The organism is Pseudomonas brassicacearum (genome assembly GCF_003732175.1).
Classification (GTDB): domain Bacteria; phylum Pseudomonadota; class Gammaproteobacteria; order Pseudomonadales; family Pseudomonadaceae; genus Aquipseudomonas; species Aquipseudomonas brassicacearum_G.
Window position 1 is genome coordinate 1 of record NZ_MOBI01000013.1, and the last position, 16,382, is coordinate 16,382.

Consider the following 16,382-nt stretch of genomic DNA (forward strand, 5'->3'; position numbering starts at 1 on the left):
GATTTCTTGCGGCCAAAGGTCAAGCAATAGGGCTTAACTGATCGGCATTACCCCGAAGGGTGCTTTTTTGTGCCTGGCGTTTAGCGTTTCAGCGAGGCTGGCAGGTGCGGCTGGATGGCCGTCAGTACTGCTTTGAAGCATTTGGTGTTGCCGGCAACGATATGGCCTTTTTCAAGGAAGTCGTGACCGCCGGTGAAGTCGCTCACCAGACCGCCAGCTTCCTGGATCAGCAGGGCGCCTGCCGCCATATCCCACTCGGACAGGCCCGACTCCCAGAATGCGTCGAAACGGCCGGCAGCTACATAAGCCAGGTCCAGGCTCGCTGCGCCAGCGCGGCGGATGCCGGCGGTCTGGCCAACCAGGGCGCGGAACATGCCCAGGTAGTTGTCGAGGTTGTCCATCTGGTCGTCACGGAACGGGAAGCCGGTACCCAGCAGGGCGCCGTCCAGGCTGGTGCGACCGCTGACGCGCAGACGACGACCGTTCAGTTGAGCACCGCGACCACGGCTGGCGGTGAATTCTTCCTGGCGGACCGGGTCCAGAACAACAGCGTGCTCCAGGCGACCACGGTATTTGCAGGCGATGCTGACAGCGAAGTGAGGAATGCCGCGCAGGAAGTTGGTGGTGCCGTCCAGTGGATCGATGATCCACAAGTATTCTTCACCTTCGATCCCGGTACCGGCGTGCATGCCAGTCTCTTCACCCATGATCGAATGATTCGGGTAAGCCTTGCGCAGTGCGTCGATGATTTTCTGTTCGGCAGCGCGATCCACTTCGGACACGTAGTCCTTGGCGTCTTTTTCGTCGACCTTGATGGTATCCAGGCGCTCGATGGAGCGGAAAATCAATTCACTGGCGCTGCGGGCGGCGCGCAGCGCGATATTCAGCATGGGCTGCATGGATGTGTCACCTAAGGTTGTTAAAGAAAGCCGAGCATTCTATCAGAAAGTTTCTACAGGTGAAGGTCGACGTTAGCTTTCATAGCTTAACGGTAGGAGGGACTGTAAGATTTGCTCCCTATTTCCCTGTCAGAGAGCGCCTCCCTTGCTGCAGAACATTCGTGTCGTCCTGGTCAATACCAGCCATCCGGGGAATATCGGTGGAGCTGCGCGTGCCATGAAGAACATGGGGCTGTCGCGACTGGTGCTGGTCGAGCCGCGCCTGTTCCCCCACCACGAAGCCGATGCGCGAGCCTCCGGTGCCGGTGACATCCTGGAAAACGCCCAAGTCGTTGCCACGCTGGAAGATGCGCTGGTTGGCTGCAACCTGGTGCTGGGCACCAGTGCGCGTGACCGTCGCATCCCTTGGCCGCTGCTCGATCCCCGTGAATGCGGGACGAAGGTGGTTGAGGAAGCGGCGCAAGGTGCCGAGATTGCTTTGGTCTTTGGCCGTGAAGATTCCGGCCTGACCAATGAAGAGCTGCAGCGATGTCATTATCACGTGCACATCCCATCAGACCCTGAGTTCAGTTCGCTGAACCTTGGGGCGGCGGTGCAGGTGTTGAGCTATGAAGTGCGCATGTCCTGGCTGGCGGCCCAAGGTCAGCCCAGCAAGATCGAGAAGGAAGAAGTGGCGTCGACCAAGAGTGGCGAACTGGCGACCATGGATGAGCTGGAGCGATTCTATGAGCACCTGGAGCAGACGCTGGTGGCCATCGAATTTCTCGATCCGGAAAAACCGCGGCACTTGATGGCGCGCCTGCGTCGGTTGTACGGACGAAGCTCGGTCAGCCGGGCGGAAATGAATATTTTGCGTGGCATCCTCACGGAAACCCAAAAAGCGGCCCGTGGTGAGCTTCTTAAACGGAAGGATTAATGATGCTCGAGCGTTTGCGTGAAGATATCCAGAGCGTTTTCCACCGTGACCCGGCGGCTCGCAATGCGTTTGAGGTGTTGACCTGCTACCCAGGCATGCACGCTATCTGGATTCATCGCCTGTCGTCGGCGTTATGGGGTATGGGCTGGAAATGGCTGGCGCGGTTGGTATCGAACTTCGGCCGCTGGTTGACCGGGATCGAGATTCATCCGGGCGCCAAGGTCGGTCGTCGCTTCTTTATTGACCATGGCATGGGCATTGTCATCGGCGAGACCGCTGAAATCGGCAATGACGTGACGCTGTATCAGGGTGTGACCCTCGGCGGTACCAGCTGGAACAAAGGCAAGCGCCACCCGACGCTGGAAGACGGCGTAGTGGTAGGGGCGGGCGCCAAGGTGTTGGGGCCGTTCACCGTGGGGGCGGGTGCCAAGGTGGGTTCCAATGCGGTGGTGACCAAGGCGGTGCCGGCAGGGGCGACGGTGGTCGGGATTCCTGGGCGGATTATTGTCAAGTCCGATGATGAGCTGGAAGCCAGGCGCAAGGCCATGGCCGAGAAGATCGGTTTTGATGCCTATGGCGTCAGTGAAGACATGCCGGACCCGGTGGCGCGCGCCATCGGTCAGTTGCTGGATCACTTGCAAGCGGTCGATGGCCGACTGGAAGGCATGTGCGGCGCGCTCAAGGACCTGGGCAGCCCTTACTGTGCCAAGGACTTGCCCGAGTTGCGCGAAGAAGACTTCGCCTGCGTAAAAGGCAAGGATGAAAGCCAGGCCAGCTGAATCGGGTTGGCCCCATCGCGAGCAGGCTCGCTCCCACACTGAATCTGCTGTGGACACATAATTGAGTGACCTCCAGAGATCCCCTGTGGGAGCGAGCCTGCTCGCGATGAACGATAACGCGCATTCGCTGGTCGTTCGCCACCAGCCTTTGCTATAGTGCGCGCGCTCTTTTGCGGGTAAACCTGACTAAAGTACTAGGTCTTAAAGTTGACTTAAATACTCGGGAATTGCATACTCGCCCCCATCCCGTAACTCCGTGGTAATTGTCCATGCGACTGACTACAAAAGGCCGATACGCTGTCACCGCCATGCTTGACCTGGCGTTGCACGCGCAACATGGCCCGGTGTCCCTGGCCGATATCTCTGAGCGCCAAGGCATTTCCCTGTCCTACCTCGAACAGCTTTTCGCCAAATTGCGCCGCAGCAATCTGGTTTCCAGTGTCCGTGGACCAGGCGGTGGCTACCAGCTATCGCGTGACATGCAGGGCATCCAGGTCGCTCAGGTGATCGATGCGGTAAACGAATCGGTCGATGCAACCAAATGCCAGGGGCTGGGTGATTGCCATGGCGGCGACACCTGTCTGACCCACCACTTGTGGTGTGATCTGAGCCTGCAAATCCACGAATTTCTGAGCGGTATCAGCTTGGCTGACCTTGTCACTCGCCGTGAGGTGCAAGAAGTAGCCCAGCGTCAGGACCAGCGTCGTTGCAACAGCAAGACACCGCGTCTGGACAAGATTGAAGCGTCCGCCGTCGAATGACAGCCAAAGAGCTAGCGGCACGCCAGCCAGCCTGATTAGGAGATAGTCCATGAAATTGCCGATTTACCTTGATTACTCTGCGACCACCCCGGTTGATCCGCGTGTCGCGCAAAAGATGAGTGAATGCCTGCTGGTCGACGGAAACTTCGGTAACCCGGCGTCCCGCTCCCACGTGTTCGGCTGGAAAGCCGAAGAATCGGTCGAAAACGCTCGCCGCCAGGTCGCCGACCTGGTCAACGCCGACCCGCGTGAAATCGTCTGGACCTCCGGTGCCACCGAGTCCGACAACCTGGCAATCAAGGGTGTTGCGCATTTCTATGGCACCAAAGGCAAGCACCTGATCACCACCAAGATCGAACACAAGGCGGTCCTCGACACCATGCGCCAACTGGAGCGCGAAGGTTTCGAAGTCACCTACCTCGATCCTCGTGAAGACGGTCTGGTAACGCCTGAGATGATCGAAGCCGCGCTGCGCGATGACACCATCCTGGTGTCGGTCATGCACGTGAACAACGAAATCGGCACCATCAACGACATCGCAGCCATCGGCGAACTGACCCGTTCCAAGGGCATCCTGTTCCACGTCGACGCTGCGCAGTCCACCGGCAAGGTCGAGATCGACCTGCAAAAGCTGAAAGTCGATCTGATGTCCTTCTCGGCCCACAAGACCTATGGTCCTAAAGGTATCGGCGCGCTGTACGTAAGCCGCAAGCCGCGTGTTCGCCTTGAAGCGGCCATGCACGGCGGCGGTCACGAGCGCGGCATGCGTTCCGGCACCCTGGCTACTCACCAGATCGTTGGCATGGGCGAAGCGTTCCGTGTGGCCAAGGAAGACATGGCTGCCGAAAACATCCGTATCAAAACCCTGAGCGACCGCTTCTTCAAGCAGGTCGAAGGCCTCGAAGAGCTGTACGTCAACGGCAGCCTGACAGTCCGCGTTCCGCACAACCTGAACCTGAGCTTCAACTACGTTGAAGGCGAGTCGCTGATCATGGCGCTCAAGGATCTGGCGGTATCGTCCGGTTCGGCCTGCACCTCGGCGTCGCTTGAGCCTTCGTACGTGCTGCGCGCCCTGGGTCGCAACGACGAACTGGCACACAGCTCGATCCGCTTCACCTTCGGCCGTTTCACCACCGAAGAAGAAATCGATTATGCCGCGCAGAAAGTCTGCGAGGCCGTCACCAAGCTGCGCGCTCTGTCGCCGCTGTGGGACATGTACAAAGACGGCGTCGACATTTCGAAAATCGAGTGGGCGGCACACTAACGAATTAAGTCGCCGCATGTGGGCTTTGCAAACCGGTTGAAAAGTTGGCTTGCAGGGCCCGAAGAGCGACTCTCTGATGAGTGAGGATTAATCATGGCTTACAGCGAAAAGGTCATCGACCACTACGAGAACCCGCGCAACGTCGGCAAGATGGACGCGGAAGATCCTGATGTCGGCACCGGCATGGTCGGCGCTCCAGCGTGCGGCGACGTTATGCGCCTGCAAATCAAGGTCAACGAGCAAGGCATCATCGAAGACGCCAAGTTCAAGACCTACGGCTGCGGCTCTGCGATTGCTTCCAGCTCCCTCGCTACCGAGTGGATGAAGGGCAAGACTCTGGACGAAGCAGAGACCATCAAGAACACCCAGCTGGCTGAAGAACTGGCCTTGCCGCCAGTGAAAATCCACTGCTCGGTACTCGCTGAAGACGCCATCAAGGCTGCCGTTCGCGATTACAAGCAGAAGAAAGGCTTGATCTGACTTTCAAGATTTGGCGACGAGTAAGGAGTCACCGATGGCTATCAGCATGACAGAAGCGGCTGCTCAACACGTGCGACGCTCCCTCGACGGGCGCGGCAAGGGTGATGGGATTCGTCTGGGTGTTCGCACCACGGGCTGTTCCGGCCTTGCCTACGTGCTGGAGTTTGTCGATGAAGTAGGGGCCGACGATCAGGTCTTCGTCAGTCACGGCGAGAAAGTGATCATCGATCCGAAAAGCCTGGCATACCTGGACGGCACCGAGCTCGATTTCGTCAAGGAAGGGTTGAACGAAGGCTTCAAGTTCAACAATCCCAACGTACGCGGTGAATGTGGCTGCGGCGAAAGCTTCAACATCTGAGGCTGCTCGTGGGTACTCCTTGTCATTTCGCTTTATTTGAGCTGCAACCGAGCTTCAATCTGGACCTCGATCAGCTGGCTACGCGCTACCGTGAGTTGGCGCGCGGCGTTCATCCAGACCGCTTTGCTGACGCTTCCGAGCGTGAGCAACGGCTGGCGCTAGAGCAATCCGCGAGCCTCAACGAGGCCTACCAGACGCTCAAAAGTCCCCCCAAGCGCGCGCGTTACTTGCTCGCCATGGGTGGTCGCGAGCTGCCGCTGGAGGTCACGGTGCATGATCCGGAATTTCTTCTGCAGCAGATGCAATGGCGCGAAGAGCTTGAAGACCTGCAAGACAGTGCCGATCTGGCCGGGATTGCGGTATTCAAGCGCCGCCTGAAGGTCGCTCAGGATGTACTGAACGAAAGCTTCGCAGCTTGCTGGAATGATGCAGTGCAGCGTGAACAGGCTGAACGCCTGATGCGGCGCATGCAATTCCTCGACAAGCTCACCTACGAAGTGCGCCAGTTAGAAGAGCGCCTCGACGATTAACCCAGTGCCGCCTCGGTCGCACGCCTGATATACAGATAAGTCCTGATAACGATGGCCCTACTGCAGATCGCCGAACCCGGCCAAAGTCCTCAACCGCACCAGCGTCGTCTGGCTGTGGGGATCGACTTGGGCACTACCAATTCGCTGGTCGCTGCGTTGCGCAGTGGTCTTTCCGAGCCACTGGCCGACGCTGACGGGCAGGTCATCCTGCCGTCTGCGGTGCGCTATCACGCTGACCGTGTCGAGGTCGGCGAGTCCGCCAAGCTGGCAGCCGCTACCGATCCGCTGAACACGGTGTTGTCGGTCAAGCGCTTGATGGGTCGTGGTCTGTCCGACGTCAAGCAATTGGGCGAGCAGTTGCCGTACCGTTTTGTCGATGGCGAGTCGCACATGCCGTTCATCGACACCGTGCAAGGGCCGAAAAGCCCGGTCGAAGTTTCCGCCGATATCCTCAAGGTGCTGCGTCAGCGCGCCGAGTTGACGCTGGGCGGCGAACTGGTTGGCGCGGTGATCACCGTTCCGGCTTATTTCGATGACGCACAGCGCCAGGCAACCAAGGATGCGGCCAAGCTGGCCGGCCTGAACGTGCTGCGTTTGCTCAACGAGCCGACCGCTGCGGCGGTAGCTTATGGCCTGGATCAGCATGCTGAAGGCCTGGTTGCCATTTACGACCTGGGCGGCGGCACCTTCGATATTTCGATTTTGCGTCTGACCGGCGGTGTCTTTGAAGTGCTCGCGACCGGTGGCGACAGCGCCCTGGGCGGCGATGACTTCGATCACGCGATTGCTGGCTGGATCATCGAGAGCGCGGGCCTGTCCGCCGATCTCGATCCGGGTGCGCAACGTCATCTGCTGCAAACCGCCTGTGCGGCCAAAGAAGCCCTGACGAATGCCGCGACGGTTGAAGTCGTTTATGACGGCTGGAAATCCCAGCTGACCCGCGAAGCCTTTGATGCGCTGATCGAGCCGATGGTTGCTCGCAGCCTGAAAGCCTGCCGCCGCGCCGTGCGTGATTCCGGTGTCGAGCTGGAAGACGTGAAAGCCGTGGTGATGGTCGGCGGTTCGACCCGTGTGCCGCGTGTTCGCGATGCCGTGGCTGAGGCCTTTGGTCGTCAGCCGCTGACCGAGATCGATCCGGATCAAGTGGTGGCCATTGGTGCTGCGATCCAGGCCGATACACTGGCTGGCAACAAACGCGATGGCGGCGAACTGCTGCTGCTCGACGTGATTCCGTTGTCCCTGGGGCTCGAAACCATGGGCGGCCTGATGGAGAAGGTGATTCCGCGTAACACCACCATCCCGGTTGCCCGCGCTCAGGACTTCACGACATACAAAGATGGCCAGTCGGCCATGATGATTCATGTGCTGCAGGGCGAGCGCGAGCTGATCAGCGATTGCCGCTCCCTGGCGCGCTTCGAATTGCGCGGCATTCCGGCGATGGTGGCGGGCGCGGCGAAGATTCGCGTGACCTTCCAGGTCGATGCCGATGGCTTGCTCAGCGTTGCCGCCCGCGAATTGGGTTCGGGCGTCGAGGCGAGCATTCAGGTCAAGCCGTCCTACGGCCTGACCGACGGCGAAATCGCCCGGATGCTCAAGGAATCGTTCCAGCACGCCAACGACGACAAGGTCGCCCGCGTACTGCGTGAGCAGCAAGTCGATGCCCAGCGATTGATCGAAGCGGTGCAGGGCGCCCTCGATGTCGACGGCGAGCGCCTGCTCGACGCCGAAGAACGCATGGTCATCGAGTTGCAGATGCAGGAACTGACCGAATTGATGAAAGGCACCGATGGTTACGCCATCGAGCAGCAGACCAAGCGTCTGTCGCAAGTGACCGATGCCTTTGCTGCCCGCCGCCTGGACTCGACGGTGAAAGCCGCTCTGGCGGGGCGCAACCTGAATGAAATCGAGGAATAACTGATGCCGCAGATCATTTTTCTGCCACACGCCGAGCATTGCCCGGACGGTATGGTCGTAGAGGCTGAGACCGGCAAGTCCATTCTCGAAGTGGCCCATGACAACCATATCGAGATCGAGAGCGCCTGCGGCGGCGTCTGTGCCTGCACCACCTGCCACTGCATCATTCGCGAAGGCTTTGACTCGCTGAATGAGGCCGATGAGCTGGAAGAGGACTATCTTGATCGGGCCTGGGGTCTGGAAGCGCAGTCGCGCCTGACCTGCCAGGCAATCGTCGGGACTGAAGACCTGACCGTTGAAATTCCTAAATACTCGCTCAACCACGCTGCCGAAGCGCCGCACTGATTCAAGGAACTGGCATGAGTCTTAAATGGGTTGATGTGCTGGAAATCGCGATCCAGCTGGCTGATAGCAAGCCGGATGTGGATCCGCGTTACGTGAACTTCGTCGATCTGCACAGCTGGGTCATGGCTCTGCCGGAATTCAGTGATGATCCGACCCGCGGCGGCGAGAAGGTGCTTGAAGCGATTCAAGCGGCCTGGATCGAAGAAGCAGACTGAACGCACTGTACGCCGTTAGGCAATACCCAAGAACCCGCGTATAATTCGCGGGTTTAATTTTTCGCAAATTACCGTTTCTGGAGTTACACCATGGCTGTTCAACGTACTTTCTCCATCATCAAGCCTGACGCCGTTGCAAAAAACGTTATCGGCGAGATCACCACTCGTTTCGAAAAAGCTGGCCTGCGCGTTGTAGCTTCGAAACTGAAGCAACTGTCCAAAGCTGAAGCTGAAGGCTTCTACGCTGAGCACAGCGCTCGTGGTTTCTTCAACGACCTGGTTGCTTTCATGATCTCCGGCCCGGTTGTCGTTCAGGTTCTGGAAGGCGAAAACGCTATCGCTCTGAACCGTGAGCTGATGGGCGCTACCAACCCTAAAGAAGCTGCTGCCGGCACCATCCGCGCTGACTTCGCTGACTCCATCGACGCCAACGCTGTGCACGGTTCGGACTCCGAAGCCGCTGCTGCTCGCGAAATCTCGTACTTCTTCGCAGCTACTGAAGTAACCACTCGCTAAGCATTGGCTTATGAGTGAAGGTGAATCCATGACTACATCGACTGCAAAAACTAACCTGCTGGGTCTGACTCAGCCGGAAATGGAAAAATTCTTCGACTCAATCGGGGAGAAGCGTTTCCGTGCCAGTCAGGTAATGAAGTGGATTCACCACCTTGGCGTCGATGATTTCGACGCCATGACGAACGTCAGCAAGGCCTTGCGCGACAAGCTCAAGGCTATTGCCGAAGTTCGCGGCCCCGAAGTGGTCAGCGAGGACATCTCCAGCGACGGCACCCGTAAATGGGTGGTGCGCGTGGCGTCCGGTAGCTGCGTCGAGACCGTCTACATTCCCCAGGGCAAGCGCGGCACTCTGTGCGTTTCGTCCCAGGCAGGCTGTGCCCTGGATTGCAGTTTCTGCTCCACCGGCAAGCAAGGTTTCAACAGCAACCTCACCGCCGCCGAAGTCATCGGCCAGGTGTGGATTGCCAATAAATCGTTCGGCAGCATCCCGGCAACCGCCGACCGTGCCATCACCAACGTGGTGATGATGGGCATGGGTGAGCCGCTGCTGAACTTCGACAACGTCGTTGCTGCCATGCACTTGATGATGGACGACCTGGGCTACGGCATTTCCAAGCGCCGTGTGACCCTGTCGACCTCGGGCGTGGTGCCGATGATCGATGAGCTGTCCAAGCACATCGACGTTTCCCTGGCGTTGTCCCTGCACGCACCGAACGATGCGCTGCGTAACCAGTTGGTACCGATCAACAAGAAGTACCCGCTGAAAATGCTCCTCGAGTCCTGCCGCCGCTACATGTCGTCCCTGGGCGAAAAGCGCGTGCTGACCATCGAGTACACCTTGCTCAAGGACATCAATGACAAGGTCGAGCATGCGGTTGAAATGATCGAGTTGCTCAAGGACACACCTTGCAAGATCAACCTGATCCCGTTCAACCCGTTCCCCCATTCCGGTTACGAGCGGCCGAGCAACAACGCCATCCGTCGTTTCCAGGATCAGCTTCATCACGCTGGCTTCAATGTCACCGTGCGCACCACCCGTGGCGAAGACATCGACGCTGCGTGTGGCCAATTGGTAGGACAGGTGCTGGATCGCACCCGTCGTAGCGAACGTTATATCGCCGTGCGTGAGTTGAGCGCCGACAACGATATGCCGCAAGACGCTGCGAATCGTACTTAAGAGAGGATCTCTATGTCACTGCGCCTAGCGCTGCTTCTGCTGTTCGCCAGCCTGTCGGCTGGTTGTGTTCTGTCGGGTGATTTCAATCCGATGAAAACCAGCAAGGGGCGCGATGAGGCGCGTGGTGCTTATGTGCAGCTGGGCGTGGGGTATCTGCAGCAGGGCATGACCGAACGGGCGAAAGTCCCGTTGAAGAAGGCCCTCGAACTGGATAGCTCCGACCCGGATGCCAACGCGGCGTTGGGCCTGGTGTTTCAGGCCGAGATGGAACCCGAGCTCGCGGATCAGCATTTTCGCAAGGCATTGTCCGGTCGTCCTGGCGATGCTCGTATCCTGAACAACTACGGCAGCTTTCTCTTTGAAGAGAAACGTTACAAAGAAGCTTACGAGCGCTTTGAACAAGCGGCTGCCGATAGCCTTTATCCTGAGCGTTCACGGGTTTTCGAGAACCTCGGCATGACGGCTTCGATGCTTGGCCAGCGGGATCTGGCCCGTCAGCAACTGGAAAAAGCCCTGCGCCTGAACCGCCAACAGCCACGGGCGTTGCTGGAAATGGCTGAGTTGTCGTACGAAGACAGGCATTATGTGCCCGCGCGTGACTATTACGATCGTTTTAGCCTGCTCGCCGAGCAAAATGCACGTAGTCTATTGCTCGGCGTCCGGTTGGCCAAAGTGTTCGAAGATCGCGACAAGGCCGCCAGTTTTGGCCTGCAATTAAAACGACTCTATCCCGGTACGCCGGAATATCAGCAATACCTGTCGGAGCAATGATGAAAGCGGCGCATCCAGAAGTTGTAGCAGCGACTCGCGTAAACCCCGGAGAGACTCTGCGTCAGGCCCGCGAAAGCAATGGTTGGTCGCTGGCGGAAGTAGCGCTCAAGCTCAATCTCACCGTGAATTCCTTGAAGAATCTGGAAGACGGCGCTTTCGACAAGCTGCCAGGGCATACCTTTGCTCGCGGCTATATCCGCGCATACGCCAAATTGCTCGGCATGGACCAGTCCGTTCTGGTCCAGCAGTTCGACCAGCACACCGGCACCGATTCCCAGGGCAGCAACGTGCACAGCCTTGGGCGTATCGAGGAGCCATCGCGGGTCTCCCACACCATTTTGCGCATCGTCAGCCTGTTGTTGCTGATGGCCGTGGTGGGTGGCGGTTTTGTCTGGTGGCAGGATCAAACCTCGTTGCGCACCAAGGACCTGATTGGTCTGAGCCCTGAACACGTCGAAGTCGAAGGCGCCGATGGCACCACGCAGATCCATCCGCTCGACGAGCCGGAAGATCAGGCCGTGGTAGAAGGTCAGGCCGAGGCCGGGACGCCTCTGGCATTGCCGGAAGGCCAGGCGACTGCCGAAGCTCAGGCAACGGTCGAAGCGCCGACGCCGGCCGCTCCGGTCGCCCCGGTGGTTACACCGACGGCCTCCGTAGTTGCGCCGACAGTGCGCACCGCACCTGCCCCGGTTGTTGCGACGCCAGCGGCAGCGGTTGTGGCTGCTGCGCCAGCGCCCGCCGTGGCCGCCGCGCCAGCACCCACCGCTTCGGCTACTGCTCCGGCCACTCCGGTTGCCGGTGCGGGCCAGGTACGGATTCAGTTCTCTGCCAACTGCTGGACGCAAGTCACCGATGGCAACGGCAAAGTGCTGTTGAGCGGTCTCAAGCGTAAGGGCGAAACCGCCGACGTCAGCGGTAAACCACCGTTTACAGTACGCCTGGGCTACGCCCGTGGCGCGCAGGTCAGCTACAACGGGCAAGTGGTCGATGTAGCTCCGTTCACCAGTGGCGAGACTGCTCGCCTGAAGTTGGGTCAATAAGTCATGCACGGCGAATCTCCAATCAAACGTCGCGAATCCCGCAAGATCTGGGTTGGTTCGGTACCGGTGGGCGGTGATGCGCCTATCGCTGTACAGAGCATGACCAACAGCGATACCAATGACGTTGCTGCCACCGTGGCCCAGATCAATCGTCTGGAAGCGGCGGGTGTCGACATCGTGCGGATCTCCGTTCCGGACATGGACGCGGCCGAAGCCTTCGGTCGAATCAAGCAACTGGTCAAGGTGCCGTTGGTTGCCGACATTCACTTCGACTACAAGATCGCTTTGCGTGTAGCCGAACTGGGCGTCGATTGCCTGCGTATCAACCCGGGCAACATCGGTCGCGAAGACCGTGTGCGCGCGGTGGTCGATGCCGCCCGTGACCGGGGGATTCCGATCCGTATCGGCGTCAACGCCGGTTCGCTGGAAAAAGACCTGCAAAAGAAATACGGCGAGCCAACGCCTGCCGCGCTGGTCGAGTCGGCCCTGCGCCACGTCGAGCACCTTGAACGCCTGAACTTCCAGGACTTCAAGGTCAGCGTGAAGGCCTCCGATGTGTTCATGGCCGTCGAAGCCTATCGTCTGCTGGCCAAGGAAATCGTTCAGCCACTGCACCTGGGCATCACTGAAGCCGGCGGTTTGCGTTCAGGCACAGTGAAATCCGCCGTGGGCCTCGGTATGCTGCTCGCCGAAGGGATTGGCGATACTATTCGCATCTCGTTGGCGGCTGACCCGGTCGAGGAAGTGAAAGTCGGCTACGACATTCTCAAGTCCCTGCATCTGCGTTCCCGTGGCATCAACTTCATCGCCTGCCCGAGTTGCTCGCGGCAGAACTTCGATGTGGTGAAAACCATGAACGAACTGGAAGAGCGCCTCGAAGATCTGCTGGTGCCGCTGGATGTTGCGGTCATCGGTTGCGTGGTCAACGGTCCCGGTGAAGCCAAAGAGGCCCACATCGGCCTGACTGGCGGTACGCCGAACCTGATTTATATCGACGGCAAGCCGTCGCAGAAATTGACGAATGACAATCTGGTGGATGAGTTGGAAAGGCTGATCCGCCAGAAAGCGGCCGAAAAGGTCGAAGCCGACGCAGCAGTAATCGCTCGCGGCTGATCGAACGAATTTAAGGATTTATAGTGAGCAAGTCTCTGCAAGCCATCCGTGGCATGAACGACATCCTGCCCGAACAGACCCCGCTGTGGCGTCATTTCGAGGGCACCGTTTCGCGTCTGCTGGATAACTACGGTTACAAGCAGATTCGCATGCCTATCGTCGAGTTCACCGAGCTGTTCAAACGCTCCATCGGTGAAGTGACCGACATCGTCGAAAAAGAGATGTACACCTTCGACGACCGTAACGGCGACTCGCTGACGCTGCGCCCTGAAGGTACAGCGGCCTGTGTGCGTGCCGTGCTTGAGCACGGCATCACCGGCGGTGGCCAGGTGCAGAAACTCTGGTACATCGGCCCGATGTTCCGCCACGAGCGTCCGCAGAAAGGCCGTTATCGCCAGTTCCACCAGATCGGTTGCGAGGTTTTCAACCTTGATGGTCCGGACATCGACGCCGAACTGATCGTGCTGACCTGGCGCCTGTGGGGCGAGCTGGGTATCCGTGACGCGGTCAAGCTCGAGCTCAACAGCCTGGGCACCAGCGAATCCCGCGGTCGTTATCGCGATGCGCTGGTGGAGTACCTGACGGCACGCCTGGACCAACTGGACGAAGACAGCCAGCGCCGCCTGAAAACCAACCCGCTGCGAGTGCTCGATACCAAGAACGCCAATACCCAGGCGGCACTGGTCGATGCACCGAAGATGGCTGACTACCTCGACGAAGAGTCTCGCACTCACTTCGAAGGCCTCAAGGCTCGTCTGGACGCTGCCGGCATTCCTTACGTGATCAACCCGAAGCTGGTGCGCGGGCTGGATTACTACAGCAAAACCGTATTCGAATGGGTCACCGACAAACTCGGCGCCCAGGGCACCGTCTGCGCGGGTGGCCGTTACGACGGCCTGGTCGAGCAGATGGGCGGCAAGCCGACGCCGGGCGTTGGTTTCGCCATGGGCATCGAGCGGCTGGTGCTGCTGCTCGAAACCCTGGAGCAGATCCCGGAAGAAATCTCCCGGCAGGTTGACGTCTACCTGTGCGCCTTCGGTGAGGCTGCCGAACTGGCCGCTCTGACACTGAGCGAGCGGGTTCGTGATCAGTTGCCAAACCTGCGTCTGCAGATCAATGCCGGTGCAGGCAGCTTCAAAAGTCAGTTCAAGAAGGCCGACAAGAGCGGTGCGCTGTACGCACTGATCCTCGGTGACGACGAAATGGCCCAGCAAGTGGTAGGTTTCAAACCCCTGCGTGGCCAGGGCGAACAACAAAGCATTGCCTGGGATGCGCTTGCCGCTCACCTGGCCACCTGCGTCGTGCAGGGTTGAAGCTGTCAAACAGCCGATTTAGCGAATAAGGAGTATTGGGGTGTCGAGTACCGAAGACGAACATCTGGCGGAATTCAAAGACTGGTGGCAGCGTAACGGCAAACCTCTCGTAACCGGCGGCCTGTTGGCGCTGGTCATCGTGTTCGGCTGGCAGGCGTTTCACAAGTATCAGAGCAATCAGTCGCAAGGCGCCTCGATGCTTTACCAGCAACTGCTGGAAACCACGCTGACCCCGGACGGCAAGCCTGACGCGGCCCGTGTAGCGGACCTCGCCAACAAGCTCAACAGCGAGTTCGGTGGCACGGCTTACGCCCAATACGGCAGCCTGTTCGTGGCGAAAGTCGCGGTCGACAGCGGCAAGCTGGATGACGCAGCAAGCCAGCTCAAGGCTGTGGCTGACAAACCTGCCAACCCGGCGCTGGGCGAAGTGGCGCGTCAACGTCTGGCTCAGGTTCTGGCCGCACAGAACAAGGCTGACGAAGCGCTGAAACTGCTCGAAGGTGATGCCGATCAGGCATTCCTGGCCACTCGCGAAGAACTCAAGGGTGACCTGTTGGTCCAGTTGGGTCGTACCGATGAAGCCCATGCTGCTTATCAAAAAGCCAAGGCTGCGCTGTCGGATGAAGCGGCGGTCGGTGGCTTACAAATCAAGCTGGACGACCTGGCCAAAGGGGATGCGTGACGTGATCCGTTGGAAACATGCAGCATTGCTGGCTCTGGCCATTCTGGCCGCGGGTTGCAGCAGCAACAGCAAAAAAGAATTGCCGCCGGCTGAGCTGGTCAAATTCAAAGAAGAAGTGGTCCTGCAAAAGCAGTGGAGTCGTTCGGTCGGTAACGGTCAGGGCGAAACCTACAACATGCTGGTGCCGGCCATCGATGGCAACACCATCTATGCTGCCGACGTCAAAGGCGTGGTGATGGCGCTCGATCGTATGAACGGCGACGTCAAATGGAAGAAAGATCTTGAGCTGCCTGTGTCCGGCGCCGTTGGCGTGGGTTACGGTCTGGTCATGATCGGCACGCTCAAGGGCGAAGTGGTTGCCCTGGATGCAAGCTCCGGTGAAGAGAAATGGCGCGCTCGCGTGACCAGTGAAGTGCTCGCGCCGCCTGCCAACAACGGTGACGTGGTGGTGGTTCAAACCCAGGACGATCGTCTGATCGGCCTGGATGCTTCCACCGGCAACCAGCGCTGGTTGTATGACAGCACGCCTGCGGTCCTGACTCTGCGCGGCACCAGTGCGCCGATCGTGACCAACCGTCTGGCGATTGCCGGTCTGTCGACCGGTAAAGTCGTGGCGCTGGATATCTCCAACGGCGTGCCGGTCTGGGAGCAGCGTATTGCGATTCCGCAGGGTCGCTCGGAGCTGGAACGCGTGGTCGATATCGACGGTGGCCTGCTGCTGTCCGGCGACAAGGTTTATGTCGCCAGCTATCAGGGGCGCGTTGCGGCCCTGGACCTGCAAAGCGGTCGTCAGCTCTGGCAGCGTGATGCTTCCAGCTATGCCGGTGTCGCCCAAGGTTTCGGCAGCGTCTACATCAGCCTGTCTTCGGGTACCGTTGAAGGCGTCGACGAGCGTTCGACCACCTCCTTGTGGAGCAACGACTCGCTGGCCCGCCGTCAACTGTCGGCACCGGAAGTGTTCTCCAGCTACGTTGCAGTCGGTGACCTGGAAGGTTACCTGCACCTGCTGAGTCAGGTGGACGGTCGTTTTGTCGGCCGTGAACGCATCGACAGCGACGGCCTGCGTGCCCGACCGCTGGTGATGGGTGACATGATTTACGTGTATGGCAACAGCGGCAAACTGGAAGCCCTGACCATCAAGTAACATTTTTACTAAAGGCGCCGAGCGAAGATCAGGCAAGGCGAAAATTAGCGAGGGAGCGGAGTTGACGTCAGTCAATGAGCATTCCGAGCTGATTTTCAACGCAGCATGATCGAGCGCAGGCCCTTTAGCTATGCTTGGGGTAATTCCCAAGCGGCCTTGTTTCGC

Annotated in this window: 19 protein-coding genes; 18 read left to right on the plus strand and 1 reads right to left on the minus strand. The window is 59.1% G+C overall.

The window, feature by feature from the left end; genetic code table 11:
* Positions 1-80: 80 nt before the first annotated feature.
* Positions 81-899, minus strand: coding sequence for a type III secretion system regulator SuhB (suhB, locus tag BK658_RS10810; protein ID WP_123582276.1), 819 nt, complete (start codon positions 897-899; stop codon positions 81-83).
* A gap of 145 nt (positions 900-1,044) precedes the next feature.
* Between suhB and trmJ the strand changes: the two genes are divergently transcribed.
* The 18 genes from trmJ to bamB all read left to right on the plus strand — a co-directional run bounded on the left by trmJ (position 1,045) and on the right by bamB (position 16,217).
* The gene (gene trmJ, locus BK658_RS10815) at positions 1,045-1,815 is read left to right on the plus strand and encodes a tRNA (cytosine(32)/uridine(32)-2'-O)-methyltransferase TrmJ (protein WP_054595795.1); all 771 of its coding nucleotides are present in this window, start codon (positions 1,045-1,047) and stop codon (positions 1,813-1,815) included.
* A 2-nt stretch (positions 1,816-1,817) separates the two neighbouring features.
* Positions 1,818-2,594: a serine O-acetyltransferase gene (gene cysE, locus BK658_RS10820; RefSeq protein ID WP_123582277.1), complete on the plus strand. Its 777-nt coding sequence runs from the start codon at positions 1,818-1,820 to the stop codon at positions 2,592-2,594.
* A gap of 269 nt (positions 2,595-2,863) precedes the next feature.
* Positions 2,864-3,355 (plus strand): Fe-S cluster assembly transcriptional regulator IscR, encoded by a 492-nt coding sequence (gene iscR, locus BK658_RS10825; protein ID WP_019693470.1) that lies wholly within the window; start codon positions 2,864-2,866, stop codon positions 3,353-3,355.
* A gap of 49 nt (positions 3,356-3,404) precedes the next feature.
* Positions 3,405-4,619, plus strand: coding sequence for an IscS subfamily cysteine desulfurase (locus BK658_RS10830; protein ID WP_123582278.1), 1,215 nt, complete (start codon positions 3,405-3,407; stop codon positions 4,617-4,619).
* 93 nt (positions 4,620-4,712) lie between these two features.
* Positions 4,713-5,099, plus strand: coding sequence for a Fe-S cluster assembly scaffold IscU (gene iscU / locus BK658_RS10835; RefSeq protein ID WP_003443374.1), 387 nt, complete (start codon positions 4,713-4,715; stop codon positions 5,097-5,099).
* A gap of 34 nt (positions 5,100-5,133) precedes the next feature.
* Complete coding sequence (gene iscA / locus BK658_RS10840; protein WP_019693468.1) at positions 5,134-5,457, plus strand: iron-sulfur cluster assembly protein IscA; 324 nt, start codon at positions 5,134-5,136, stop codon at positions 5,455-5,457.
* Positions 5,458-5,465: 8 nt separating this feature from the next.
* Positions 5,466-5,987 (plus strand): co-chaperone HscB, encoded by a 522-nt coding sequence (hscB, locus tag BK658_RS10845; RefSeq protein WP_123582279.1) that lies wholly within the window; start codon positions 5,466-5,468, stop codon positions 5,985-5,987.
* A 51-nt stretch (positions 5,988-6,038) separates the two neighbouring features.
* Positions 6,039-7,901, plus strand: coding sequence for a Fe-S protein assembly chaperone HscA (hscA, locus tag BK658_RS10850; RefSeq protein ID WP_123582280.1), 1,863 nt, complete (start codon positions 6,039-6,041; stop codon positions 7,899-7,901).
* A gap of 3 nt (positions 7,902-7,904) precedes the next feature.
* Positions 7,905-8,246, plus strand: a complete 342-nt coding sequence (fdx, locus tag BK658_RS10855) for an ISC system 2Fe-2S type ferredoxin (protein ID WP_103319244.1) — start codon at positions 7,905-7,907, stop codon at positions 8,244-8,246.
* 14 nt (positions 8,247-8,260) lie between these two features.
* Positions 8,261-8,461 carry a Fe-S cluster assembly protein IscX gene (gene iscX, locus BK658_RS10860; protein ID WP_123582281.1) on the plus strand — a complete coding sequence of 67 codons (201 nt, stop codon included), beginning with the start codon at positions 8,261-8,263 and terminating at the stop codon, positions 8,459-8,461.
* Between the two features lie 90 nt (positions 8,462-8,551).
* Entirely contained in the window at positions 8,552-8,977 is a 426-nt protein-coding gene (gene ndk, locus BK658_RS10865) for a nucleoside-diphosphate kinase (RefSeq protein WP_007903599.1), read from the plus strand.
* A gap of 28 nt (positions 8,978-9,005) precedes the next feature.
* Complete coding sequence (rlmN, locus tag BK658_RS10870; RefSeq protein ID WP_019693463.1) at positions 9,006-10,154, plus strand: dual-specificity RNA methyltransferase RlmN; 1,149 nt, start codon at positions 9,006-9,008, stop codon at positions 10,152-10,154.
* A gap of 12 nt (positions 10,155-10,166) precedes the next feature.
* Positions 10,167-10,925 carry a type IV pilus biogenesis/stability protein PilW gene (gene pilW, locus BK658_RS10875; RefSeq protein ID WP_123582282.1) on the plus strand — a complete coding sequence of 253 codons (759 nt, stop codon included), beginning with the start codon at positions 10,167-10,169 and terminating at the stop codon, positions 10,923-10,925.
* Positions 10,925-11,965, plus strand: coding sequence for a RodZ domain-containing protein (locus tag BK658_RS10880; RefSeq protein ID WP_123582283.1), 1,041 nt, complete (start codon positions 10,925-10,927; stop codon positions 11,963-11,965). The genes pilW and BK658_RS10880 overlap by 1 nt, the downstream gene beginning before the upstream one ends.
* Before the next feature lie 3 nt (positions 11,966-11,968).
* Complete coding sequence (gene ispG / locus BK658_RS10885; protein ID WP_123582284.1) at positions 11,969-13,078, plus strand: flavodoxin-dependent (E)-4-hydroxy-3-methylbut-2-enyl-diphosphate synthase; 1,110 nt, start codon at positions 11,969-11,971, stop codon at positions 13,076-13,078.
* Positions 13,079-13,101: 23 nt separating this feature from the next.
* Entirely contained in the window at positions 13,102-14,391 is a 1,290-nt protein-coding gene (gene hisS / locus BK658_RS10890) for a histidine--tRNA ligase (RefSeq protein ID WP_123582285.1), read from the plus strand.
* Positions 14,392-14,431: 40 nt separating this feature from the next.
* Positions 14,432-15,073: a tetratricopeptide repeat protein gene (locus tag BK658_RS10895; protein ID WP_123582286.1), complete on the plus strand. Its 642-nt coding sequence runs from the start codon at positions 14,432-14,434 to the stop codon at positions 15,071-15,073.
* Positions 15,066-16,217, plus strand: coding sequence for an outer membrane protein assembly factor BamB (gene bamB, locus BK658_RS10900; protein ID WP_123582287.1), 1,152 nt, complete (start codon positions 15,066-15,068; stop codon positions 16,215-16,217). The genes BK658_RS10895 and bamB overlap by 8 nt, the downstream gene beginning before the upstream one ends.
* Positions 16,218-16,382 lie beyond the last annotated feature (165 nt).

Coding starts and splice junctions, on each gene's coding strand:
- pilW (WP_123582282.1), top strand. CDS start 10,167: ATGTCACTGCGCCTAGCGCTGCTTCTGCTGTTCGCCAGCCTGTCGGCT.
- iscU (WP_003443374.1), top strand. CDS start 4,713: ATGGCTTACAGCGAAAAGGTCATCGACCACTACGAGAACCCGCGCAAC.
- suhB (WP_123582276.1), bottom strand. CDS start 899: ATGCAGCCCATGCTGAATATCGCGCTGCGCGCCGCCCGCAGCGCCAGT.
- iscX (WP_123582281.1), top strand. CDS start 8,261: ATGAGTCTTAAATGGGTTGATGTGCTGGAAATCGCGATCCAGCTGGCT.
- bamB (WP_123582287.1), top strand. CDS start 15,066: ATGCGTGACGTGATCCGTTGGAAACATGCAGCATTGCTGGCTCTGGCC.
- hscA (WP_123582280.1), top strand. CDS start 6,039: ATGGCCCTACTGCAGATCGCCGAACCCGGCCAAAGTCCTCAACCGCAC.
- iscR (WP_019693470.1), top strand. CDS start 2,864: ATGCGACTGACTACAAAAGGCCGATACGCTGTCACCGCCATGCTTGAC.
- cysE (WP_123582277.1), top strand. CDS start 1,818: ATGCTCGAGCGTTTGCGTGAAGATATCCAGAGCGTTTTCCACCGTGAC.
- BK658_RS10830 (WP_123582278.1), top strand. CDS start 3,405: ATGAAATTGCCGATTTACCTTGATTACTCTGCGACCACCCCGGTTGAT.
- BK658_RS10880 (WP_123582283.1), top strand. CDS start 10,925: ATGAAAGCGGCGCATCCAGAAGTTGTAGCAGCGACTCGCGTAAACCCC.
- iscA (WP_019693468.1), top strand. CDS start 5,134: ATGGCTATCAGCATGACAGAAGCGGCTGCTCAACACGTGCGACGCTCC.
- rlmN (WP_019693463.1), top strand. CDS start 9,006: ATGACTACATCGACTGCAAAAACTAACCTGCTGGGTCTGACTCAGCCG.
- ndk (WP_007903599.1), top strand. CDS start 8,552: ATGGCTGTTCAACGTACTTTCTCCATCATCAAGCCTGACGCCGTTGCA.
- ispG (WP_123582284.1), top strand. CDS start 11,969: ATGCACGGCGAATCTCCAATCAAACGTCGCGAATCCCGCAAGATCTGG.
- fdx (WP_103319244.1), top strand. CDS start 7,905: ATGCCGCAGATCATTTTTCTGCCACACGCCGAGCATTGCCCGGACGGT.